Origin of the sequence: Citrobacter sp. wls827, from assembly GCF_005280875.1 — a bacterium.
Classification (GTDB): domain Bacteria; phylum Pseudomonadota; class Gammaproteobacteria; order Enterobacterales; family Enterobacteriaceae; genus Citrobacter; species Citrobacter youngae.
In genome coordinates, this window is record NZ_SZWR01000015.1 from 1 (window position 1) to 24,916 (window position 24,916).

A 24,916-nucleotide genomic window follows, 5' to 3' on the forward strand; every position below is an offset into this window, starting at 1 on the left:
GCCGTCCGCTATGGTGCGGCACGCCACCGTTAAGACGCAGAGAATTTTTAAATTCCTGATAAAAATGAAAAGGCTGGAAGCAAATGTCAAAAGTTGAATTCACTTACCAGGCGGCTTTCCCACTGGGGGAAGACAAAACTGAGTACTACCTGCTGACATCCGATCACGTCAGCGTCGGCGAGTTTGAAGGCGAGTCAATCCTGAAAGTAGCGCCTGAAGCACTTACGCTACTGGCCCAGCAAGCCTTCCACGATGCCTCCTTCATGCTTCGCCCTGAACACCAACAGCAAGTCGCCTCCATACTCCATGATCCTGAAGCCAGCGAAAACGATAAGTATGTTGCGCTGCAATTCCTGAGAAACTCCGAGATTGCCGCCAAAGGCGTATTGCCAACCTGTCAGGATACCGGCACGGCCATTATCATGGGTAAAAAAGGTCAACGTGTCTGGACCGGCGGCGGTGACGAAGCGGCGCTCTCCAGAGGCGTATTTAATACCTATATTGAAGATAACCTGCGCTACTCGCAAAACGCGGCGCTGGATATGTACAAAGAAGTGAATACCGGCACTAACCTGCCTGCGCAAATCGACCTGTACAGCGTGGACGGCGACGAATATAAATTCCTGTGCGTGGCAAAAGGCGGCGGTTCTGCCAACAAAACCTATCTGTATCAGGAAACGAAAGCACTGCTGACTCCCGGCAAACTGAAAAACTTCCTGGTTGAGAAAATGCGTACGCTGGGGACTGCAGCTTGCCCGCCGTACCATATCGCATTTGTAATTGGTGGTACGTCAGCAGAAAGCACCCTCAAAACGGTGAAACTGGCCAGCACACACTACTATGATGCGCTGCCGACTGAAGGTAACGCTCACGGTCAGGCATTTCGCGATCTGCAACTGGAACAAGAACTGCTGGAAGAAGCCCAGAAACTCGGCCTCGGCGCCCAGTTTGGCGGGAAATATTTCGCTCACGACATCCGCGTGATTCGACTGCCTCGCCACGGCGCATCCTGCCCGGTAGGCATGGGCGTTTCCTGCTCCGCAGACCGTAATATTAAGGCCAAGATTAACCGCGAAGGTATCTGGATCGAAAAACTGGAACATAATCCAGGCCAGTACATCCCGGAATCTCTGCGCCAGGCCGGCGAAGGCGAAGTGGTTAAAGTCGACCTTAACCGTCCGATGAAAGAGATCCTTGCCCAGCTTTCTCAGTACCCGGTATCCACCCGTCTGTCGCTGAGCGGTACAATCATTGTGGGTCGCGACATCGCCCACGCGAAGCTGAAAGAACGTATCGAGTCCGGCGAAGGTCTGCCGCAGTACGTGAAAGATCACCCGATCTACTACGCGGGTCCGGCGAAAACGCCGGCAGGTTACCCGTCCGGTTCTTTGGGTCCAACCACTGCGGGTCGTATGGACTCCTATGTTGACCTGCTGCAGTCCCATGGCGGCAGCATGATCATGCTGGCGAAAGGTAACCGCAGCCAACAAGTGACCGACGCCTGCCATAAACACGGCGGCTTCTACTTAGGTAGCATCGGTGGTCCGGCAGCTGTACTGGCGCAACAGAGCATTAAGCATCTGGAATGCGTGGAATACCCAGAGCTGGGAATGGAAGCTATCTGGAAAATCGAAGTTGAAGATTTCCCTGCTTTCATCCTGGTCGATGACAAAGGCAACGATTTCTTCCAGCAAATCGTGAGCAAACAATGCGCTAACTGCGCGAAGTAACCTATTCGGCCCGGCACTGGACTGACACCAAATTTTTGGGGCCAGCCCAGTGATCCCCCCGGGCCAACTTTATCCCCCCATTAACTGGCGTTGAATTTTTGCCGTTCACAGTGAATAGTAATATTTTCCATTACTTGTGAATTCGCCATGCTCCGCACACTGAATCCTGTAATACTGAACACTGGCGCTATAGTGCTGGCGCTGATCCTTATCTACACTGGCTTCTGTGCCACCGAAAAATTGACCTGGCTGATGGAAGTGACGCCGGTCATTATTGTTGTGCCATTGCTGCTCGCCACCATGAAGCGCTACCCGCTGACTCCCATGCTCTACACGCTTATCTTCTTTCATGCCATCATTTTGATGGTTGGCGGCATGTATACCTATGCCAAAGTCCCCATTGGTTTTGAAGTGCAGGCGTGGTTGGATCTCAGTCGCAACCCCTATGACAAACTGGGTCATTTTTTCCAGGGACTGGTGCCAGCGCTGACGGCAAGAGAGATTTTAGTCCGCGGCAATATTGTCCGCGGCCGCAAGATGTTAGCGTTTTTAGTCTGCTGCGTAGCACTGGCAATCAGCGCCACCTATGAGCTCATTGAATGGTGGGCGGCACTGGCGATGGGGCAAGGCGCAGATGACTTCCTGGGTACGCAGGGCGATCCATGGGATACCCAGTCGGATATGTTCTGCGCCCTGCTCGGCGCGCTAACGACAGTGCTTGTACTGGCGCGAGTTCACTGTGCACAGCTGCGTCGCTACGGACTGGTAATCGCCAACTAAATATACATACTGCCGGATGTCGATAACGTTCATCCGGCAGACGCAAGATGGACCTTATTGATGCAACCAGGCCGGCAACCACTCACCGTGCGCGTCAATCAGATCATCCACCAACGCATAAATCTCTTCAATCCCTAATACCGCAGCGGTATGCGGATCCATCATCGCCGCGTGATAAATACGATCGCGATTCTCCGTCAGAATAGCTTCCGTCAGCAGGGTTTGAACATTGATATTCGTTTGCATCATCGCCGCCAAATGAGACGGGAGAGCCCCCACTTTTATCGGCTGAATACCATTGGCATCAACCAAACAAGCCACCTCGACACAACAACCCTGCGGCAGGTTATCGATCAGGTTGTCGTTACGAACATTGCCATACACCACGCTGGGTTCTCCGGTCCAGATAGCGTTCATGATTGTGCTGGCATATTCCCTTGACGGTTTGATATCAATGCGCGCCATCGTTTTGTACTCTTCCAGCTCTTTATGCCAGTTCGCCAGTTGCTCTACACAGCGCTTCGGATATTCATCCAGCGGAATCTTATAGCGCTCAATCAGATCTTCACGACCCGGTTTGATAAACCACGGCGTGTATTCAGCAAAGTGTTCCGACGACTCGGTGACGAAATACCCCAATTTTTTGAACATTTCATAACGCACAATGTTCTGGCAGCGAGTATTGCCGTGGATATTCGGTTTCGGGACCTGGCCTGTTGCATAAGCTGCCAGCAGTTCCGGATAGAGATCGACATAGGTCCCATCAGCCGTTTTACGCTCCAGTTGCAGATAAAACGCCATATGGTTGATCCCGGCGCTGCGATAACGCAAAGAAGCAGGATCAATATCCAGATCCCGCGCCAACTCTTCCGCCGTTCCCTGCACCGAATGACATAACCCAACCTGTTTAATATGCGGATAGCGTGCATACATTGCCCAGGAGTTCATCGCCATGGGATTAACATAATTAAGCAGGGTGGCATGCGGGCAGACGTCGGTCATATCCTCGCAAATCTGCCATAAATGCGGAATCGTACGCAGCGCGCGCATAATGCCACCAGGCCCCAACGTGTCGGCTATCGTTTGTTCCAGACCGTGGCGTTTGCACACGGAAAAATCGGTCACGGTACACGGCTCGTAACCGCCAATCTGGAAAGCGACTATTACAAAATCGGCATCCTGCAATGCCGTTTTTTGATCGGTATAGCAAGTGATCTGGCCGCAAGCGCCAGCCGAGTCCATCAGCTTACGCACCACAATATGCGACTCTTCCAGGCGGGCTGCATCGATATCCATTAAAGCAATATGTGCGGATTTCAGCGCATCGCGGTGAAAGACATCTCCGAGAATATTCTTCACGAAAATCGTCGATCCCGCGCCGATAAAAGTAATTTTGGGTGCAGACATCATGACTCTCCAGAACGTGGGGTGATGACGCCATGGTGGCATGAGGACGCAAGAAAAACGTCCGGCTTCTGTACCGAGTACTCCCAGAAACTCAGTTCGCCTTTTCGTTCGGGCGAAAACTGAGTTTCTGGGATAATTTTTGCCGAAAAGCAGAGTATACGGGTTCAAAAAAGCACACTACCCGGTAATGGTGACCTGATTTGCGCGCCGATTCGCAGTCTTATCCGCTGAAAAATGGCATGATTCTGAACAATCAGGAACTGGAGTTACCATGACCACGCCGCCAATCTCAGCGCTTCCCCCCGATCCGCACATGTGTAACAGCGATGAGAAACAAACCCGTAGCCCACTGTCGCTGTACTCGGAATATCAACGTCTCGATATCGAACTACGCGCACCGCACGCCATGACCACCAGCCACTGGCATGGACAGGTGGAGATTAACGTACCGTTCGACGGCGATGTGGAATACCTGATCAATAACGAAGTGGTGCAGATAAAACAGGGCCATATCACCCTGTTTTGGGCCTGTACGCCGCACCAGTTAATACGACCTGGCGCCTGCCAGAACATGGCTATCTTTAATTTACCCATGCACCTGTTTCTCTCCTGGCCACTGGACCGTGAGCTGATCAACCACGTCACTCATGGCATGGTCATCAAATCACAGGCCTCTCAGCAGTTGAGCACCTTTGAAGTTCAGCGCTGGCAACAGGAGCTAAGCAGCCCGAACGAACAGATTCGCCAGCTTGCCATCGATGAAATTAGCCTGATGCTCAAGCGGTTTAGCCTCTCCGGCTGGCAGCCCGTCCTGGTCAATAAAACCGCGGGCACGCACAAAAACAGCGTTTCACGTCACGCGCAGTTTTACGTGAGTCAAATGCTCAGTTTTATTGCCGACAACTACGATCAGGCGCTCACCATCAACGATGTTGCGGAGCACGTGAAGCTCAACCCCAACTATGCAATGGGGATTTTCCAGCGTGTGATGCAACTCACCATGAAGCAGTACATTACCGCGATGCGTATCAACCACGTTCGCGCATTGCTGAGCGACACTGATAAAACCATTCTGGACGTCGCCCTTACCGCCGGATTTCGCTCCAGCAGTCGTTTTTACGATACTTTCAGCAAATTTGTCGGCATGTCACCACAGCAGTACCGCAAACTGAGCCAGCAACATCGACAATCGATAGCCGGATAAGCGTCGGATGGCGCAAACACATGCCCACTGACAGCACACCCCATTCGGCAATATCAGTATCAGCCAAAAAAATAATTCCCCTGTCGATAAACAATGCTGAAAAACTGCCTTCGATGAATGTTAACTATTTGTTTATAAAGGAATAAAAATAAAATACGCTCATTTACCAGCCACTTTACAGCCCAATTTGTCAGGATAATACTTGCCTGCGTCACATTCATACGGTGTGTCTGCAATCCATAAATTGCAACCTCTCCACTACCGGGTAAAAGATGATGAAAGTATTAATTGTTGAAAGTGAGTTTCTGCATCAGGACACCTGGGTTGGTAGCGCTGTTGAGCGTCTGGCAGATGCCTTAAGTCGCCAAAATGTTACCGTCATTAAATCCACCTCATTCGACGATGGTTATGCCATCCTCGCGGCAAATGAAGCCATTGATTGCCTGATGTTCAGCTATCAAATGGAACAACAAGATGAACACCTGAATGTCAGGCAATTGATCGGCAAGCTCCACGAACGCCAGCAAAACGTCCCTGTTTTCCTGCTGGGCGATCGGGAAAAAGCCACCGCATCGCTGGATCGCGATCTGCTGGAGCTTGTCGATGAATTCGCCTGGATTCTTGAAGATACCGCTGACTTTATCGCCGGGCGCGCCGTTGCTGCGATGACCCGTTACCGCCAACAGCTGTTACCACCGCTGTTCAGCGCGCTGATGAAATACAGTGACATTCACGAATATTCCTGGGCAGCCCCTGGTCACCAGGGCGGCGTGGGATTTACTAAAACGCCGGCCGGTCGTTTCTATCATGACTACTACGGTGAAAACCTATTCCGTAGCGACATGGGTATTGAACGCGCATCACTAGGTTCACTGCTTGACCATACTGGCGCGTTTGGTGAAAGCGAAAAATATGCCGCACGTGTCTTCGGCGCTGACCACTCATGGTCCGTGGTGGTCGGTACTTCTGGCTCTAACCGCACCATCATGCAGGCATGCATGACTGATAACGATGTGGTAGTGCTGGACCGTAACTGCCATAAATCCATTGAACAAGGGCTCATTCTTACCGGGGCAAAACCGGTGTACATGGTACCAAGCCGCAACCGCTACGGCATTATCGGGCCTATCTACCCGCAGGAAATGCAGCCCGAAACATTGCAGAGAAAAATCAGCGAAAGCCCACTGACAAAAGACAAAACCGGACAGAAACCGTCATATAGCGTTGTAACCAACTGCACCTATGACGGCGTCTGCTACAACGCAAAAGAGGCGCAAGACCTGCTAGCCCAGACCAGCGATCGCATTCATTTCGATGAAGCCTGGTACGGCTATGCGCGTTTCAACCCGATTTATGCCGATCACTACGCTATGCGTGGTGCACCTGGCGACCATAACGGCCCCACCGTTTTTGCCACCCACTCGACCCATAAGTTGCTGAATGCGCTCTCTCAGGCATCTTACATTCACGTCCGTGAAGGCCGTGGCGCGGTTAATTTCTCCCGCTTTAACCAGGCGTACATGATGCACGCCACCACGTCTCCGCTGTATGCCATCTGTGCATCAAACGACGTGGCAGTTTCCATGATGGACGGTAACAGTGGCCTGTCGCTCACCCAGGAAGTGATCGATGAAGCCGTCGATTTCCGTCAGGCGATGGCACGGTTGTACAAAGAATTCACGGCTGAGGGCGACTGGTTCTTCAAACCGTGGAACAAAGAGGTGGTTACCGATCCGCAGACCGGCAAAACCTATGACTTTGCCGATGCGCCAACCCAACTCCTGACGACCGACCAGAACTGCTGGGTAATGCGCCCCGGTGAATCCTGGCATGGGTTTAAAGACCTGCCAGATAACTGGAGCATGCTGGACCCCATTAAAGTCAGTATTCTGGCGCCAGGTATGGGTGATGATGGTGAACTGGAACAGACCGGTGTTCCGGCGGCGCTGGTTACCGCCTGGCTTAGCCGCCACGGCATCGTACCGACCCGTACCACCGATTTCCAGATTATGTTCTTGTTCTCAATGGGGATCACCCGTGGTAAATGGGGCACGCTGATAAACACACTGTGCTCTTTCAAACACCACTATGATGCCAATACTCCGCTCTCACAGGTGATGCCGGAACTGGTAGAGGAACATCCTGACACTTACGCAAATATGGGTATTCACGATCTGGGCGACACCATGTTCGCCTGGCTGAAAGAAAATAACCCAGGTAGCCGACTCAATGCGGCCTACTCTGGCCTGCCTGTTGCTGAAATGACCCCGCGTGAAGCCTATAACGCGATAGTCAGCGATAACGTTGAGATGGTGGCGATTGAAAATCTGCCGGGTCGTATCGCAGCCAACTCCGTCATTCCTTACCCACCGGGAATTCCAATGCTGCTGTCCGGGGAAAACTTTGGCGATGCCAACAGCCCGCAGATTAGTTATCTACGTTCGTTGCAATCCTGGGATCATCATTTTCCTGGCTTTGAACATGAAACCGAAGGAACGGAAATTATTGACGGTGTGTATCACGTCATGTGCGTGAAAGCCTAATGTCGTTTTTTAGATAGTCTATTTTTTATAAGGTTGACGTGTGATAGTTGAGTAATTCCTGAGTATTGCTGCAAAACAATAACATTGTCATACCTTTTGCGCGGGACCACCCCGCGCTTTTTTTATACGCAAATAGTACGTTGCCACTTGCGTAAAAAATTATGTACATGCCAAGAATCCCTACAGATATTGTAATTACTAAAAATCACGCTATTTTATCGCTTGTCTTGATTCATCATACAATTTTTTTTTAGCCGCGATTACTCAGCAGGTGCTGAGTTACGGTATTTGATGTTCATATTCCGGGAGTTTGGGTATGAGGCTTTGCAGCAAAGAAGCTTGTGTTGTTGTATTAACGGAGAAAGATGTTTGGTTAAGGATTAACGGTAAAGAAGCCATCAGTTTAAAAGCTAACCACATGGCTCTGGTGGCGTGTGATAATAATATTATCGATTTTTCTTCACTTAATAACGCACTGGTCGTACATATCAGTCGCGATGTCATTAAAGACTATCTACGATTTTTAAATAAAGATCTTTCACAGTTCCCTCTCTGGCAACGTAGCGCCAATCCGGTGATGACCGCCGTATGCCTGACGCCGGATGTCTTTCGGGTTGCCGCTCAACACAGCGTGATGGAAACGCAAAACGAAGGCGAAAATGAGCGTACCCGTTCGCTACTGTTCACCGTATTATCGCGTTTTCTCGACAGCAAAAAGTTTATCTCCCTACTTATGCATATGTTACGCAATCGCATCAGCGACAGCGTTTACCACATCATTGAGAGCGATATTCATAAAGACTGGAATTTAAGCATGGTCGCCAGTTGCTTATGCCTGAGTCCCAGTTTGTTAAAGAAAAAGCTAAAAAATGAAAATACAAGTTACAGTCAAATAATAACCACATGTCGTATGCGTTATGCCGTCAATCAATTAATGATGGACGGGAAAAACATTTCACAGGTATCTCAGCTGTGCGGATATAACAGTACTTCATACTTTATCTCCGTCTTCAAAGAGTTCTATGGAATGACGCCACTGCATTATGTCAGTCAACATCGGGAACCCTCCGCTGCCTGATTTTTGATCATTTAGCGATGAGCCATAATAATATCAGCATTGGCGATACCCCTGTTCCGTCATCATAAAATAGTCTTCTGAAGAGGTATGATGTGACGTCATTTATCCTTATCAGGAGTTAAAAAATATGTCGACGGATGCTGATGCTCACAAAGTGGGCTTAATCCCCGTCACCCTTATGGTGTCGGGGAATATTATGGGTTCCGGTGTATTCCTGCTACCCGCAAACCTGGCGTCAACTGGCGGGATTGCAATCTACGGATGGTTGGTCACTATTATCGGTGCGCTGGCACTGTCGATGGTGTACGCCAAAATGTCGTCCTTAGACTCCAGTCCCGGTGGTTCTTACGCTTATGCGCGCCGCTGTTTCGGTCCTTTTTTAGGCTACCAGACCAACGTGCTGTACTGGCTGGCCTGCTGGATTGGTAACATCGCCATGGTCGTTATTGGCGTCGGTTACCTGAGCTACTTCTTCCCTATCTTAAAAGATCCGTTGGTTCTGACGCTCACCTGTGTCGTTGTACTGTGGGTTTTCGTCTTGCTGAATATTGTCGGTCCAAAAATGATCACTCGCGTGCAGGCCGTTGCGACAGTACTGGCGCTGGTGCCCATTGTCGGTATTGCCGTCTTCGGCTGGTTCTGGTTCCGCGGTGAAACCTATATGGCGGCCTGGAACGTCAGCGGCATGAATACCTTCGGCGCCATCCAAAGCACCTTAAACGTAACCTTATGGTCGTTCATTGGGGTTGAAAGCGCCTCCGTTGCCGCCGGTGTGGTTAAAAACCCGAAACGTAACGTCCCTATCGCCACCATTGGCGGGGTACTGATTGCCGCCGTCTGCTACGTTCTCTCAACTACGGCGATTATGGGTATGATCCCTAACGCTGCGCTGCGGGTGTCAGCCTCACCGTTTGGTGATGCTGCACGCATGGCACTGGGTGATACCGCTGGGGCCATTGTCTCCTTCTGTGCAGCGGCTGGGTGCCTTGGCTCACTGGGTGGTTGGACACTGTTGGCCGGCCAGACCGCAAAAGCGGCAGCCGATGACGGCCTATTCCCACCGATTTTCGCTCGCGTCAACAAGGCGGGAACACCGGTTGCCGGGCTAATCATCGTCGGGATCCTGATGACCCTCTTCCAGTTCAGCAGCATGTCGCCAAACGCAGCAAAAGAATTTGGTCTGGTCTCTTCGGTCTCCGTTATCTTCACCCTGGTGCCATATCTGTACACCTGCGCGGCATTGCTGCTGCTGGGCCACGGTCACTTTGGTAAAGCGCGTCCGATGTACTTACTGGTGACCTTTGTGGCATTTGTCTACTGCATCTGGGCGGTGGTGGGTTCTGGCGCCAAAGAAGTGATGTGGTCGTTCGTGATGTTGATGGTAATCACCGCACTGTATGCGCTCAATTACAACCGGATCCATAAAAACCCGTATCCTCTGGATGCCCCGACCAACAATAATTAATGCCTGTAAGCGTCGTTGCCCGATGACATAAGCGCATCGGGCCTACGCATCACACACCCCACCAGTACCTGCTAACATTAAGAACTTAATGTTGGCTTAATTTTACTTTGAGAGGATCCGCTCCACTTAGTCGATGGAACCCCCTTAATGTTAAAGCTCCTGTTTAAAAGACCGACTCTCGGGCAAATCAGCTGGCTATTGCTGATCTCATTTTATCTTGCGACCTTCCTGAACATCGCGTTCTACAAACAGGTACTGCAAGACCTTCCGCTGGATTCCCTGCGCAATATCCTGGTGTTCTTATCGATGCCGGTTGTCGCGTTCAGCGTCATGAATATCGTGCTCACGCTGGCCTCTTTCCTGTGGCTTAACCGCCTGGTCGCGTGCATTTTCATTTTGGTCGGAGCATCCGCCCAGTATTTCATCATGACCTACGGCATCATCATCGACCGCTCGATGATCGCCAACATGATGGATACCACACCGGCTGAAACCTTCGCCCTCATGACGCCGCAAATGCTCCTGACGCTGGGGCTGAGCGGCATTCTGGCCGCCATCGTTGCCTGCTGGATAAGAATCAAACCCATTACGCCAGTGCTGCGCAGCGTGTTGTATCGCGCTGCGAATATCCTGATATCGGCACTGCTTATCGTGCTGGTCGCCGCCTTCTTCTATAAAGATTACGCATCGCTGTTTCGTAATAACAAAGAGCTGGTTAAGTCCCTCAGCCCGTCCAACAGCATCGTGGCAACGTCATCCTGGTATTCACACCAGAGACTGGCCAACCTGCCGCTGGTGCGTATTGGCGAAGATGCGCACCGTAATCCAGAAATGGTGAAAGGAAAACGTAAGAACCTCACTATTGTGGTGCTCGGTGAAACGTCACGCGGCGACAACTTCTCTCTGTCAGGTTATTCACGTCAGACCAATCCGTTGCTGGAAAAAGATGATGTCGTTTATTTCCCGCATACAACGTCCTGCGGTACGGCGACAGCCGTTTCCGTTCCCTGCATGTTCTCCGACATGCCACGAGCGCATTACGATGAAGAGCTGGCTCACCACCAGGAAGGCGTACTCGATATCATCCAACGGGCGGGAATTAACGTTCTGTGGAATGATAACGACGGCGGCTGTAAAGGTGCCTGTGACCGCGTACCGCATCAGGATATGACTGCGCTGAACTTACCAGGACAGTGTATTAACGGTGAATGCTACGATGAAGTCCTGTTCCACGGGCTGGAAGAGTACATTAATAACCTGAAGGGCGACGGCGTGATCGTGCTGCACACCATCGGCAGCCATGGTCCAACCTATTACAACCGTTATCCGCCACAGTTTAAGAAATTTACCCCAACCTGCGATACCAACGAAATTCAAACCTGTTCGCAGCAGCAACTGGTGAATACCTACGACAATACCATCCTGTACATTGACTATATTGTTGATAAAGCGATCAATATACTGAAAGCGCATCAGGACAATTTCACCACCAGCCTGGTTTATCTTTCCGATCACGGTGAATCCTTAGGAGAAAACGGCGTCTACTTGCACGGTCTGCCGTATTCGATTGCACCTGACACACAAAAACATGTACCGATGCTGTTGTGGCTCTCAGAAGATTATCAGCAACGCTATCAGGTCTCTCAGACATGTTTACAAAAACGGGCCAGCTCAGAAGATTTCTCACAGGATAATCTGTTCTCAACCCTGCTGGGATTAACGGGCGTGCAAACACAGAAATACCAAGCGGCAGATGATATTCTGCAACCCTGCCGGGGAGGCTAACCGAATGAAAATTCTGATTGTTGAAGACGATACGCTGTTACTACAGGGGCTGATACTTGCCGCACAAACGGAAGGCTACGCCTGCGATGGCGTATCCACGGCCCGTGCCGCCGAGCATTGCCTGGAAACGGGGCATTACAGCCTTGTCGTTCTGGATTTAGGTTTACCGGATGAGGATGGCCTGCATTTTCTGACCCGCATCAGGCAGAAAAAATACACCGTGCCGGTACTCATTCTGACCGCCCGCGACACCGTGAAAGACCGCATCACCGGACTGGATGTCGGCGCTGATGACTATCTGGTCAAACCGTTCGCGCTGGAAGAACTGCATGCCCGCATTCGGGCGCTGTTACGTCGGCATAACAATCAGGGTGAAAGTGAGATTATCATTGGCAACCTGACATTGAATATCGGCCGCCGCCAGGTGTGGATGGATGGACAAGAAATTGTCTTAACGCCAAAAGAGTACGCGCTATTGTCGCGGCTGATGCTCAAAGCGGGAAGCCCGGTACACCGGGAGATTCTGTATAACGACATCTACAGCTGGGACAACGAGCCGTCGACCAATACGCTGGAAGTCCACATCCACAACCTGCGCGATAAAGTGGGAAAATCACGCATTCGCACGGTTCGAGGTTTTGGCTACATGCTGGCCGCTACTGAGGAAAGCTAAGTGAATTTGATGCGTTTTCTAAAACAACCGCTCCCGCTTCGCCAGCGTTTAATGCTGACGATCGGCCTGATTCTGCTGGTCTTCCAGCTGATTAGCACCTTCTGGTTGTGGCACGAAAGCACCGAGCAAATACAGCTGTTCGAACAGGCGTTACGCGAAAACCGTAACAACGATCGCCATATCATGCATGAGATCCGCGAGGCTATCGCCAGCCTGATCGTCCCCGGCATTTTTATGGTCAGCCTGACGCTCATTATTTGCTATCAGGCGGTACGGCGCATTACCCGTCCTCTTGCCGATCTCCAACAGGAGTTAGAAACTCGCACAGCGGATAATCTGGCTCCCATTAATATCCGTAGCTCCACCATTGAGATACAGGCGGTGGTGACGGCGCTCAATCAGTTGGTTACGCGGCTAACAACCACTATCGACAACGAGCGTCTGTTTACTGCCGACGTTGCCCATGAGCTACGAACACCACTATCCGGCGTTCGTCTGCATCTGGAATTGCTGTCAAAAACCCACAATGTTGACGTTACGCCGCTCATCACCCGACTCGACCAAATGATGGACAGCGTGTCGCAGCTGTTGCAACTCGCCCGTGTGGGTCAGTCGTTTTCGGCCGGAAGCTACCAGCACGTCAAACTACTGGAGGACGTGATTCTGCCCTCTTACGATGAACTCAGCACGATGCTGGACCAGCGCCAGCAAACGTTGCTCCTACCGGCAAGCGCAGAGGATGTCATCGTACGCGGCGACGCCACGCTATTGCGGATGCTGCTGAGAAATCTGGTGGAGAACGCCCATCGCTACAGCCCGGAAGGCACCCATATTACGATTAGCCTGAATACAGAGCATGATGCCGTCATGGCCGTCGAAGATGAAGGGCCAGGCATTGATGAAAGTAAATGTGGGGAACTGAGCAAAGCGTTTGTGCGTATGGATAGCCGTTTTGGCGGGATTGGGCTGGGGCTGAGCATTGTCAGTCGAATTACCCAGTTACATCACGGGCAGTTCTTTTTGCAAAACCGCCCAGGAGCCAGTGGCACTCGCGCCTGGGTGGTGCTGGAGAAAGATCAGTAAGAGCTCACCCACACGTACAAAAAACTGCTCACAATCAGTACGCTGCAAACGGTGGTCAAACTTTCATAAATACGGGTTTTCATGACACTCTCCTCCGATACTATGGAGGAGAGTTTGCCTGAAGGATATTAAGCCAACCTTAAGGCCACGCGCCGGATGGCGGCTGACGCCTTATCCGGCCTACAAAGTACAATGCGACCCGTAGGCCTAAAAGCTCGCGCCATCAGGCAATGACACGATTACTCATCAATACGCGGATGCTGCTGCACCAGGCGCGAACGCTTAAGCTGCAGCTCTGCAATTTCCTGATCGATGTCTTCGATTTTCTGCTCAATATTGTCGTAGTGCTCGCCGAGGATCTCTTTCGCTTCCTGAATATCCGAAGCGGCAGGTGTCGCCCCTTTCAGCGGCTGATTGGCGGTTTCTTTCATGGTCACGCCGGTAATTAAACCTATCACCGCAATCACCATCAGATAATAAGCTGGCATCATCAGGTTCTGCGAGCTTTCCACCAGCCAGGCGGCCAGCGTCGGGGTCAGACCAGCTACCAGGACCGAGATATTAAACGCGGCGGCCAGCGCACTGTAGCGAATATGTGTCGGGAACATCGCCGGTAACGTTGATGCCATCACCCCGGTGAAGCAGTTAAGGATCACCGCCAGCATCAGCAACCCGGCGAAAATCAGGCCGATAACGTTACTGTTAATCAGGATAAATGCCGGAATGGCCAGCACAAACAGCGCAATACTGCCCATAATCACAAACGGACGGCGTCCGAAGCGGTCACTCAGCAGCCCCATAATCGGCTGCACAAACAGCATACCAATCATAATGGCGATAATAATCAGCACACCGTGATCTTCAGAGTAGTGCAGGTTATGCGACAGGTAGCTCGGCATATAGGTGAGCAGCATGTAGTAGGTGACGTTGGTCGCAATCACCAGACCGATGCACGCCAGCAGGCTACGCCAGTGTTTAGTCGCAATTTCTTTAAACGAAATCTTCGGTCCTTCCTGCAGACCCTGACGATCGCCCTGCTCCAGCTTGTCGACATGCTGCTGAAATGCAGGTGTTTCTTCCAGAGCATGACGCAGATACAGGCCAATCAGCCCTAACGGTAGCGCCAGGAAGAACGGAATACGCCAGCCCCACTCAAGGAAGTTGTCTTCGCCGACGACAGTTGAGATCAGGACCACCACGCCCGCACCCAGCACAAACCCGGCAATCGAGCCGAAGTCCAGCCAACTGCCCATAAATCCACGCTTACGGTCCGGGGAATACTCTGCGACAAAAATCGACGCGCCGGTATACTCGCCGCCGACCGAAAAGCCCTGTGCCATCTTACACAGCAACAGCAGGATCGGTGCCCAGATACCAATAGACGCATACGAAGGGATCAACCCAATACAGAAGGTACTGATCGACATAATCACAATCGTGATAGCCAGGATCTTTTGGCGACCGTATTTATCGCCAAGCATACCGAAGAACAATCCGCCAAGCGGTCGAATCAGAAAGGGAACGGAGAAGGTAGCGAGTGCAGCAACCATCTGCACGCTGGGGTCAGCCCCCGGGAAGAACACTTTACCTAATGCGTAAGCAACAAACCCATAAACACCAAAATCAAACCACTCCATTGCATTACCGAGTGACGCGGCGGTAATGGCTTTTCGCAGTTTTCCGTCATCAATAATGGTGACGTCGCGAAGCGTAATTGGCTTTATTTTTTTCCTTTTTAGCATACTAGTCCTCATAGACTTAGCCCTGTCGCGCTACAGTTCGAGTCTCCCAACGCCGTATGCGCTAAGGTCATCGCCGAGCGGGGATTGCACAGGCGCAATCCCTGTAACAAGCGTAGCAGGTTTACTTACACTGACTGAAAATGAGCAGTACAACCGAACCTGTTGACGCCTGATTGGGCGGTTAATGACCTCTTTACCCTAACAGTGTTTAAATGTGTGATCAACTTCACACATAGTTTTTCATTTCGTCAACCTGCGTAAATAAGGTCATTCTGAGTCAGCTTTTTTACATGGCACGCTTGCGATTTACTGACAATTAAATACAAGAATAAATCACCTGGCCCCATCAACAATCACAGTAGTCACTATTATTCTGCTAGCAAAAAAACCACCTAATCCCTTCACAAAAAGATCACAGGTTTTTTAATAATCGGAACCTGTAGTGATCTTTGCTCGGAATATGTGATGAAGATAACTAAAACATCGTTTTATTTTGATTGAATCAATGTTCCTGTGAATGCAAACTAATTCCAGACGCAATATCCCTGGGAGCAGAAACATGCTCAACGTATGCCGCGTTAGATTTTATAAAACAAAGAGATAGCCGTTTTCTCTGTTAAAAAACACAAGTAACATTTTGAATTTAAATGATTTTTTTACTTTCTTGCGCGTTTATAACCTGCGACAAGACATGAGGACGTTTATGAAAATTAAAGCCACGATTGAACACATCCCCGGCGGAATGATGTTGATTCCTCTGTTATTAGGCGCAGTGTTAAATACGTTAGCTCCCGATACGGGCGCGTATTTCGGTTCATTTACCAAAGGTATGATCAGCGGGACAGTTCCGATTCTGGCAGTATGGTTTTTTTGTATCGGTGCATCAATTGATTTGCGAGCAACCGGTACGGTATTACGCAAGTCAGGTACATTGGTATTAACCAAAATAGCCGTAGCCTGGGCAGTGGCAATGATTGCCGCTTCATTTATTCCTGATACAGGCATTCAAACCGGGTTCTTTGCAGGTCTTTCCGTACTGGCAATTGTCTCAGCAATGGACATGACCAACGGGGGTTTGTACGCCAGCCTGATGAACCAGTACGGTACGAAAGAAGAGTCTGGCGCATTTGTGTTAATGTCTCTGGAATCCGGTCCGTTAATGACCATGGTCATTCTGGGCTCTGCCGGTCTGGCCTCTTTCGAGCCGCACCATTTCATCGGCGCGGTCCTGCCGTTCCTGATCGGCTTTACACTGGGCAACCTGGATCACGACCTGCGTGCCTTCTTTAGCAAAGCGACACCGGTACTGATTCCGTTCTTCGGCTTCGCACTGGGTAACACCATTAACCTGAGCGTCATCGTTGATACCGGTCTGCTGGGTATCCTGCTGGGTGTGGCCGTCATCGTTATCACCGGTATCCCGCTGATTATTGCTGACCGCGTCATTGGTGGCGGGAACGGTACGGCGGGCGTAGCAGCCTCTTCTGCCGCTGGTGCCGCGGTGGCTAACCCAGTCATCATCGCCCAGATTAACCCGGCATTTGAACCGGTTGCCGCTTCGGCAACTGCTCTGGTCGCTGCCAGCGTGATTGTCACCGCCATTCTGGTGCCGATTATCACCGCGTTGTATGCCAAACGTTTTAATAAAAATCAGGTCGCCAACGAGACGGTGGCGACCCCGGCAGACTCACTGCACCACTAAGCCTGCCTTTGCCTCACGCCCCCCAGCTCAACTGATAAGCTGGGGGGGTGCGAAAATCTCCTCAACCATCGCATCAACCAGTCGCTTTGCCGAACACAGTCTCGGCATCCCTAACGCCACATTCTGCCAACGCTGCGTCACCGACCAGCTCACCGGATGGCGCTGTGCATCGCACCAGTCACCCAGCCAACTCAGCAGATCGTTATGTTCGCTCGACCCCCCAACTGCAGGTGAGTTCAGCCATTGATGATAATAATGGCGCGTAGTAGGTGCCGCATTCACGCTATGCGCCAGCGTCTGGGCAGCCATCGTGCGTAAATTGTCTTTTAGCATCGACACTACATCGGCATTCGCCAGCCGACAGGCATCACCAAAGGCGCCCCAGCGCAGTTCCTCCAGCGCAACAAAGCAGCGTCCGGGTAATGACCAGCCGTCATACGCGCCAGCCCGCCAGCGAGTAAAAATCTGTTCACTGTGTTCGCCTGCCTGCACGGTCAGCCCACGTTGCGTCAACGCTTTCTCTTTATATGCGCTACGTTGGGCAAACCCGTCAGCCAGTGAAATTAATTGCTGCATCACGCCGGGAGTTGATTGTCCGCGTGGCTGTTCAGTTTGTTGTAAGAACACCAGTCGCTCGGCAATACGTACCAGCGCCAGGTGACCAGGATCGATAGTACCCGCCAGTTTTTCCACCAGCTTAAGGCGCATCACCAGGTGTTCGCTGGAAACCCCCGCCATCACCCACGCCCGCAGTTGCGTCTGGGATAACACTTCCTGCGTCAGGCGCGCACGCAACCGCTGCTGCTGCTGCAGAAAACCGCCGGAACGTTTGGTTTCATCTCCCTGAACCAGATCGACCATAAACTTCGGGTAGACGCACTCCAGCGTCCGCCCAGGGCCTTCCAGTAACACGTTAGTCATGTATGCTCGGTTGCAAAAAGGGTGTGGATATCGTCACGCAGCAAGCGGGAATCTTCATAAATCCATGCCGCCGTCGTAATACGATGCTGCAATTGTTCATTCATTGCATTCACCGCCGATTCATTTTGCTGGCGCAGGGTCAGACTCTCGCGCAGGCTCGCCTGCAATTGCGTCAGACACAGTGAAAAATCAGCAAAAAACGTGGCCATGCCTGCCGTAACGGAAATATCGACCTGAGCAACTAAAGCTTTACGAATTTGTTGGCAAAACTGAGTGACATAATGGACAAGATTCTTGTGCAACGCGCCCATATCAATGAGGTAACGCGTTTTTGTTTCGACATAATCATTCCATCCCCAGTTGGGCTGATTCAACCAACGTGAGAACGTGTCACGCACAACACCACCGGTGGACGGGGTATTATCAGCAGGGATATCCTGTTCAATAGCCTCGTTAAACAACTGGCGGGTATTGAAATTAAACATCGCCGCATGAAAGGCTGGAAAACGGATCCGCGCCCGAAATCCGGCATGATTCAGATCGTCTTTCACCCGCTGCTCAATAGGCCGCATAGCGTCATTCAGCGCCCGGGATAACGTCGATTCAAGCGCCTCAAAACGCAGCGCCAGGTCCCGGCTGATACTCTCCTGCGCCGCCAGCAGGACAACCTCACAGGAGGAGCGAATTTTATCTAACACAATTTTCGCTTGCCCCTCGTCATGCAACACCAGCATATCACCGGCCATTTCCGCCGTTGCAATGGCAGCTCCCATGCCATGTTGTGACATCATCAGCACGTTTTCTTTAACAAAGAACGTATTGATGCCGCACAGAATCTCGGTCTGTTGCTCACTGAGATAGGCCGCAGCAGCCTCCAGCGCCAGCTCAACCTCGTGACTGACCTCGTCGCCCACCCGCGCCTGGCTTCTCTGCAACTGTTGCATATCATCTTCAATATGCGCGATATTCATCTGCAACTGCTCATAGGCTACGGTTAAGCCGTGGGCGCGAAACTCCAGATATTCGTGTGCGCTTTGCGAATAGTTCAATAACTTGTGTGATGCCGAGCGAAGCGCATACAGCGAAGCATTGGCGTGAGCGGCGTGAATGACTTTCTGGATCGGCTGCTCAAACAACGAATCCTCCCACAGCAGATCGGCGGCATGGCGAATATGTTCTTTATCCTCAAGATCGGTGGTACGCCAGCGCCTGCCGAGTGCCGCTTCGGCAAAGTCCTGGACCCAGCGCTGCTCCTGATGATCCGGCAAGCGCCCATTATTAACGAGTTCATGACGTGCCCTGTTGGCCAGATATCCCCACATTGAGGAGACCGGATAAATACGTTCAGGCGTAATACCACCTTTCATCAACGTGCCGGAAATTAACGCCCGCACCTGCTCTTCATCATCACTGTTGCGGTCTTTCTGATCGAATTTGTTAACCAGCGCATACAGCGGTACTGACTTTCCAACCGCCATAATGGCCTGACGGACTTCCTCATCCGAAATCGACTTCAGTTGGGTATAATCCATCACCGCCAGTACCGCTGAAGCCCGCGCCAGCTGTTCATTGAGCATTTGTTGTAAGTGTGGCTGCCCGGCTTCATTCGGCCCGGGCGTATCCAGCAGCGTCAATTGTCCCGGATAACTTGCCAGCCCGGCCAGATGCACGAACTCAACCTCAATAACCGGAATATGCTCAATTGCAGCATAGGCGGCAAACGGAAACTCCACCTCCAGCGCTTTAGACAAACGCACCAGATCGTTCAGGCTCTTGAGAAAATGGAAAATAGGCTGTGCGCCAAGGTAATAGCGTTCAAATGCCACGCCGTTTTCAATATGTTGAAGCAGGGCATTCATATCCTTATCTATTTCCAGCGTCTGAGCCAGACGCTGACGATCGCATTCCCGCACGCGCTGCTGTAATACTTTCATTAAGGCGTCAATTGGCGCGACATGCGAAAAATGCAGCACCGGCTCTTTCTGTCCCGGTGTATGGCGGATAAGGGTCGGTAACGCCGTCATCGGGCGATTACGATTAGGTAAAACCTCAGTTCCGACAATCGCGTTAATCGTTGTCGACTTTCCCGCCTTCATCGTACCGACGATCGCCAGAACCATTTCCAGACGGGTAATCTTTCGCAGTTCATTGTTGAGCGTTGCCTGCTGGACATCCATGCCACGCGCGCTGAAATGCAGGGGCTGAACAACCTGTCCACTATGCTCTCCTTTTTTCAGCATGACATCATTCGCCGAGGTCATTGGCAATTTCTGCAATTGCCTGAGATGTTCAAGAGAGAGCATCAGTAAGCGTTCAGCTTCCTGACTTAATTCATAAATTGTCTGTGTGTACATGGAAAATCTTTCCTTAACGCAAATAGCATTACTTTTATTTAGCCAAATCGTTTTATTTATAGATTTTCGGCTTTTATAATTACGTGTGGAAATAATTAAAATTAAAACAACCAGCTGATATTATTAAAATAAAATTTATCGTATGACTGCTGGCCTGATGCCTCTCACTTACTATATTAAGTAAGAAAGATAAACAGAGTAGTTCAGTTTTAAAAAATGCCAGCTTAATTCCCCTACCAAATTTAAGGGGGTCACAAAGTATTCACTCACAATGACTTAGCTAGTCTGTAAGCCATGCTACCTATGAATATCGGGTGTTTCGCCTCACCTTATCTTAAATAGCTAAACGTAGCAATTTCCCTTAAAAAATATTCCTTCTGGTTTTCATAGACGTGAAAGCAACCTGACGCCACAACAGATAGTTGGGCATAATTGGCCTGTAGCCCCGACAAAAGCAGGGATTTTATGTATAATTGCGGCCTTTTTCGGCAATCTGCCAATTTTGGGCGCTTTTGCCCCTGCTGACTTTTGAGGAAATCCACATGTCATTACCACACTGCCCACAATGCAACTCCGAATACACTTACGAAGATAACGGCATGTTCATCTGCCCGGAATGCGCTCACGAATGGAACGACGCTGAACCCGCTCAGGACAGCGACGAACTGATCGTTAAAGATGCTAATGGCAACCTGCTCGCCGATGGCGACAGCGTTACCGTAGTAAAAGATCTGAAGGTAAAAGGTAGCTCTTCCATGCTGAAGATCGGTACCAAAGTGAAGAATATCCGCCTGGTTGAAGGCGACCACAACATCGATTGCAAAATCGATGGCTTTGGCCCAATGAAGCTGAAATCTGAGTTTGTGAAAAAGAACTGATGCAAATTGCCTGACGGCGCTACGCTCATCAGGTCTACACCAGCTCATCTGCCAGGCGGGAAGCCCATACTTCCCGCCTGGTTTATTTATACAGACGATAACTACACTTAACTGGCTTCTCTTACTCTGAGGTAAAGATTATGCCGTTAAGTCCCTATATCTCCTTTGCAGGCAACTGCGCTGACGCTATCGCCTTCTACCAAAAAACGTTAGGCGCTGAGCTGCTCTACAAAATCAACTTCGGTGAAATGCCCAAATCGGCGCAGGACAGTGAAGAAGGTTGCCCTTCTGGCATGAAATTCCCCGATACCGCTATTGCCCACGCCAACCTGCGCGTTGCGGGCAGCGATATCATGATGAGCGATAGCGCCCCCGACGGAAATGCGCACTACTCTGGCTTTACGCTGGTGCTCGACACACAAAACGTCGACGAAGGTAAACGCTGGTTTGATAACCTGGCAGTAAACGGAAAAATCGAAATGGACTGGCAGGAAACCTTCTGGGCCCACGGTTTCGGTAAAGTGAGCGACCAGTATGGCGTGCCGTGGATGATCAACGTCGTCAAACAGCAGCAGCCGCCAACCGAGTAATCAAACGGGAGGCAACCCCTCCCGTACTGTCATCAAATATCGCTCAACTCTTCATCGCCAAGTAACCTTCCTTTAACGAAAACGTCACATTGATCCGCCACGATGGGGCCACTTTTTTAGGGAGGCCGCATCATGCAAACGGTTATTCGCGTCGAGAAACTCTCCAAATCCTTCAATCAACATCAGGCGCTTAATGCGGTTGATCTGAATATCTGTGCCGGTGAGATGGTGGCTCTGCTTGGGCCGTCCGGCTCCGGCAAATCCACCCTTTTACGTCATTTAAGCGGTTTGATCGTCGGTGATAAATCACCTGGTAGCCACATCGAGCTGCTGGGCCGCACCGTTCAACATGAAGGCCGCCTGGCGCGCGATATCCGCAAAAGCCGCGCCCACACCGGCTATATCTTCCAGCAGTTCAATCTGGTGAACCGCCTGACGGTGCTGGAGAACGTCCTGATTGGCGCGCTCGGCAGCACGCCGTTCTGGCGCACCTGTTTTAGCTGGTTTAGCCAGGAACAAAAACAGCGTGCATTACAGGCGCTGACCCGCGTGGGCATGGCGCACTTTGCATATCAACGTGTTTCCACGCTCTCCGGCGGGCAGCAGCAGCGCGTCGCGATTGCCCGCGCGCTGATGCAGCAGGCCAAAGTCATCCTTGCCGACGAGCCGATTGCCTCGCTGGATCCGGAATCCGCGCGCATCGTGATGGACACCCTGCGCGACATCAACCAGACCGACGGCATCACCGTGGTCGTCACGCTGCATCAGGTGGATTACGCCCTGCGCTACTGCGAACGCATTGTCGCGCTGCGCCAGGGCAACGTCTTCTTTGATGGCAGCAGCCAGCATTTTGACAACGACCGTTTTGACCATCTCTACCGCAGCATGAACCGCGTCGAACAGAACGCGCAGGCTGCATAGTTCTAAAAAACCAGGCGTTATTGGCGCAGCCAGGCTGGAGACGGCCAGCGCGGAAAAACCGGAGCGTACACGCAGTACGTGAGGATTTTGAGCACTGCCCGGATTCAGGCTGGCAAGTGAAATAGCCTGGAACAATGACTAATTAAGGAAACGACATGAGCTATAAGACAGTTGCCGCGCTGGCTTTCACCAGCATGTTTAGCGTCAGTACCTTGTTAAGCCCGGCCCATGCCGAGGAGCAAGAAAAAGCGCTGAACTTTGGCATTATTTCGACCGAATCACAGCAAAACCTGAAGCCACAGTGGGAACCGTTCCTGAAGGACATGGAAAAATCGCTGGGCGTGAAAGTAAACGCCTTCTTCGCTCCGGACTACGCCGGGATCATCCAGGGCATGCGCTTTAACAAAGTGGATATCGCCTGGTACGGCAACCTCTCAGCAATGGAAGCGGTGGATCGCGCTAACGGACAAGTGTTTGCCCAGACCGTAGCCGCCGACGGATCCCCGGGTTACTGGAGCGTGTTGATCGTTAACAAAGACAGCCCGATCAACAACCTGAACGATCTGATCGCCAAACGTAAGGATCTGACCTTCGGCAACGGCGATCCCAACTCTACGTCAGGTTTCCTCGTCCCCGGTTATTACGTCTTCGCCAAAAACAACATCTCCGCCAGCGACTTCAAACGCACCGTTAACGCCGGGCACGAAACTAACGCCCTGGCCGTCGCCAACAAACAGGTGGATGTGGCTACCAACAACACCGAAAACCTCGACAAGCTGAAAACGTCCGCACCGGACAAGCTGAAAGAGTTGAAGGTTATCTGGAAGTCACCGCTGATCCCAGGCGATCCGATCGTCTGGCGTAAGAACCTCTCTGAAGCCACCAAGGACAAGGTGTACGACTTCTTCATGAACTACGGCAAAACGCCGGAGCAGAAAACCGTCCTGGAACGCCTGGGTTGGGCGCCGTTCCGTGCCTCCAGCGATCTGCAACTGGTGCCGATTCGCCAACTGGCGCTGTTTAAAGAGATGCAGGGCGTGAAGGACAACAAAGGGCTGAACGAGGAAGAGAAAACCAGCAAAACCTCGGCGCTGAAAGCACAGCTTGATGATCTCGACCGCCTGACCGCCGCCCTGGGTGCCATGACCAGCGTCACCAAAGCGGTGCAATAACCCTGATGCCCGGTGGCGCTTCGCTTACCGGGCCACGATGTTTTGTAGGCCGGATAAGGCGCCTGCGCCGCCATCCGGCAATAACCGATGCACGGAGTCAAACATGCAAACCATCACCGTTGCCCCGCCCAAGCGTAGCTGGTTCTCGCTGCTGAGCTGGGCCATTCTTCTCGCCGTGCTGGTGGTCTCGTGGAAAGGCGCCGAAATGGCCCCGCTCACGCTGATCCAGGATTCCGGCAATATGGCAACCTTCGCTGCCGACTTCTTTCCACCTGACTTCAGTCAGTGGCAGGACTATCTCGGTGAAATGGCCGTCACGCTGCAAATCGCCGTCTGGGGTACCGCCCTCGCCGTGGTGTTGTCGATTCCCTTCGGTCTGATGTGCGCCGATAACCTCGTGCCGTGGTGGATTTACCAGCCGATGCGTCGCCTGATGGATGCCTGTCGCGCCATCAACGAAATGGTCTTCGCCATGCTGTTCGTGGTCGCCGTCGGGTTAGGGCCATTCGCCGGGGTGATGGCGCTGTTTATCCACACTACCGGGGTACTCTCCAAGCTGCTTTCCGAAGCGGTAGAAGCCATTGAGCCGGGTCCGGTAGAAGGTATTCGCGCCACCGGAGCCAACAAAATTGAAGAGATTCTGTACGGCGTTCTGCCACAGGTCATGCCGCTGCTTATCTCCTACTCGCTGTATCGCTTTGAATCCAATGTTCGCTCGGCCACGGTAGTCGGCATGGTGGGCGCAGGTGGTATTGGCGTGACCTTATGGGAAGCGATTCGCGGCTTTCAGTTCCAGCAAACCTGCGCCCTGATGGTGTTAATCATCGTCACCGTCAGCCTGCTGGATTTCCTTTCCCAGCGTTTGCGTAAGCACTTTATCTGATTAGC

Annotated in this window: 20 protein-coding genes; 15 read left to right on the forward strand and 5 right to left on the reverse strand. The window is 51.6% G+C overall.

Annotated elements, in window-relative coordinates; translation table 11 throughout:
* Window positions 1–83: 83 nt before the first annotated feature.
* Both fumA and FDX03_RS09385 read left to right on the forward strand, forming a co-directional pair.
* Complete coding sequence (gene fumA / locus FDX03_RS09380; protein WP_061067059.1) at window positions 84–1,730, forward strand: class I fumarate hydratase FumA; 1,647 nt, start codon at window positions 84–86, stop codon at window positions 1,728–1,730.
* Window positions 1,731–1,877: 147 nt separating this feature from the next.
* Window positions 1,878–2,510: a DUF2238 domain-containing protein gene (locus FDX03_RS09385; protein ID WP_048213863.1), complete on the forward strand. Its 633-nt coding sequence runs from the start codon at window positions 1,878–1,880 to the stop codon at window positions 2,508–2,510.
* 54 nt (window positions 2,511–2,564) lie between these two features.
* Here FDX03_RS09385 and FDX03_RS09390 read toward each other — a convergent pair whose 3' ends face one another.
* On the reverse strand, window positions 2,565–3,920 hold the full coding sequence (locus FDX03_RS09390; RefSeq protein ID WP_137345838.1) for an alpha-glucosidase/alpha-galactosidase: 1,356 nt from the start codon (window positions 3,918–3,920) through the stop codon (window positions 2,565–2,567).
* Between the two features lie 268 nt (window positions 3,921–4,188).
* Between FDX03_RS09390 and melR the strand changes: the two genes are divergently transcribed.
* From melR to pmrB, 7 genes are all read left to right on the forward strand, one after another.
* On the forward strand, window positions 4,189–5,121 hold the full coding sequence (melR, locus tag FDX03_RS09395) for a transcriptional regulator MelR (RefSeq protein ID WP_061067057.1): 933 nt from the start codon (window positions 4,189–4,191) through the stop codon (window positions 5,119–5,121).
* A gap of 275 nt (window positions 5,122–5,396) precedes the next feature.
* A complete protein-coding gene (gene adiA, locus FDX03_RS09400; protein ID WP_101742870.1) occupies window positions 5,397–7,664 on the forward strand; it encodes an arginine decarboxylase in 2,268 nt (755 codons plus the stop codon).
* Between the two features lie 316 nt (window positions 7,665–7,980).
* A complete protein-coding gene (locus tag FDX03_RS09405) occupies window positions 7,981–8,742 on the forward strand; it encodes an AraC family transcriptional regulator (protein WP_048213867.1) in 762 nt (253 codons plus the stop codon).
* A gap of 127 nt (window positions 8,743–8,869) precedes the next feature.
* Complete coding sequence (gene adiC / locus FDX03_RS09410; RefSeq protein WP_048213868.1) at window positions 8,870–10,207, forward strand: arginine/agmatine antiporter; 1,338 nt, start codon at window positions 8,870–8,872, stop codon at window positions 10,205–10,207.
* A gap of 147 nt (window positions 10,208–10,354) precedes the next feature.
* A complete protein-coding gene (gene eptA, locus FDX03_RS09415) occupies window positions 10,355–11,992 on the forward strand; it encodes a phosphoethanolamine transferase EptA (RefSeq protein ID WP_115601122.1) in 1,638 nt (545 codons plus the stop codon).
* Window positions 11,993–11,996: 4 nt separating this feature from the next.
* Complete coding sequence (pmrA, locus tag FDX03_RS09420; protein ID WP_048213870.1) at window positions 11,997–12,665, forward strand: two-component system response regulator PmrA; 669 nt, start codon at window positions 11,997–11,999, stop codon at window positions 12,663–12,665.
* 9 nt (window positions 12,666–12,674) lie between these two features.
* Complete coding sequence (gene pmrB / locus FDX03_RS09425) at window positions 12,675–13,748, forward strand: two-component system sensor histidine kinase PmrB (RefSeq protein WP_086523823.1); 1,074 nt, start codon at window positions 12,675–12,677, stop codon at window positions 13,746–13,748.
* Here pmrB and pmrR read toward each other — a convergent pair.
* Window positions 13,742–13,831, reverse strand: coding sequence for an LpxT activity modulator PmrR (pmrR, locus tag FDX03_RS09430; protein WP_003826741.1), 90 nt, complete (start codon window positions 13,829–13,831; stop codon window positions 13,742–13,744). The two genes, pmrB and pmrR, sit on opposite strands and share 7 nt — an antisense overlap.
* 156 nt (window positions 13,832–13,987) lie before the next feature.
* Window positions 13,988–15,490 carry a glycine betaine/L-proline transporter ProP gene (gene proP / locus FDX03_RS09435; RefSeq protein WP_048213872.1) on the reverse strand — a complete coding sequence of 501 codons (1,503 nt, stop codon included), beginning with the start codon at window positions 15,488–15,490 and terminating at the stop codon, window positions 13,988–13,990.
* 703 nt (window positions 15,491–16,193) lie between these two features.
* On the opposite strand from proP, the gene kdgT reads away from it, so the two are divergent.
* Window positions 16,194–17,192, forward strand: a complete 999-nt coding sequence (gene kdgT, locus FDX03_RS09440) for a 2-keto-3-deoxygluconate transporter (RefSeq protein ID WP_137345839.1) — start codon at window positions 16,194–16,196, stop codon at window positions 17,190–17,192.
* Between the two features lie 27 nt (window positions 17,193–17,219).
* Here the strand turns inward: kdgT and FDX03_RS09445 are convergent, their stop codons facing one another.
* Entirely contained in the window at window positions 17,220–18,113 is an 894-nt protein-coding gene (locus FDX03_RS09445; RefSeq protein ID WP_048213874.1) for a diguanylate cyclase regulator RdcB family protein, read from the reverse strand.
* Complete coding sequence (gene crfC / locus FDX03_RS09450; RefSeq protein WP_137345840.1) at window positions 18,110–20,467, reverse strand: clamp-binding protein CrfC; 2,358 nt, start codon at window positions 20,465–20,467, stop codon at window positions 18,110–18,112. The genes FDX03_RS09445 and crfC overlap by 4 nt, the downstream gene beginning before the upstream one ends.
* A gap of 542 nt (window positions 20,468–21,009) precedes the next feature.
* Between crfC and FDX03_RS09455 the strand changes: the two genes are divergently transcribed.
* From FDX03_RS09455 to phnE, 5 genes are all read left to right on the forward strand, one after another.
* Window positions 21,010–21,345 carry a zinc ribbon domain-containing protein YjdM gene (locus FDX03_RS09455; RefSeq protein ID WP_003031835.1) on the forward strand — a complete coding sequence of 112 codons (336 nt, stop codon included), beginning with the start codon at window positions 21,010–21,012 and terminating at the stop codon, window positions 21,343–21,345.
* A gap of 140 nt (window positions 21,346–21,485) precedes the next feature.
* Window positions 21,486–21,935: a VOC family metalloprotein YjdN gene (yjdN, locus tag FDX03_RS09460; RefSeq protein ID WP_061067053.1), complete on the forward strand. Its 450-nt coding sequence runs from the start codon at window positions 21,486–21,488 to the stop codon at window positions 21,933–21,935.
* A gap of 132 nt (window positions 21,936–22,067) precedes the next feature.
* Window positions 22,068–22,856: a phosphonate ABC transporter ATP-binding protein gene (gene phnC / locus FDX03_RS09465; RefSeq protein ID WP_115644026.1), complete on the forward strand. Its 789-nt coding sequence runs from the start codon at window positions 22,068–22,070 to the stop codon at window positions 22,854–22,856.
* Window positions 22,857–23,011: 155 nt separating this feature from the next.
* Window positions 23,012–24,028 carry a phosphonate ABC transporter substrate-binding protein gene (gene phnD / locus FDX03_RS09470; RefSeq protein WP_048213878.1) on the forward strand — a complete coding sequence of 339 codons (1,017 nt, stop codon included), beginning with the start codon at window positions 23,012–23,014 and terminating at the stop codon, window positions 24,026–24,028.
* Window positions 24,029–24,131: 103 nt separating this feature from the next.
* Window positions 24,132–24,911 carry a phosphonate ABC transporter, permease protein PhnE gene (gene phnE / locus FDX03_RS09475; protein WP_016155398.1) on the forward strand — a complete coding sequence of 260 codons (780 nt, stop codon included), beginning with the start codon at window positions 24,132–24,134 and terminating at the stop codon, window positions 24,909–24,911.
* Window positions 24,912–24,916: the final 5 nt, after the last annotated feature.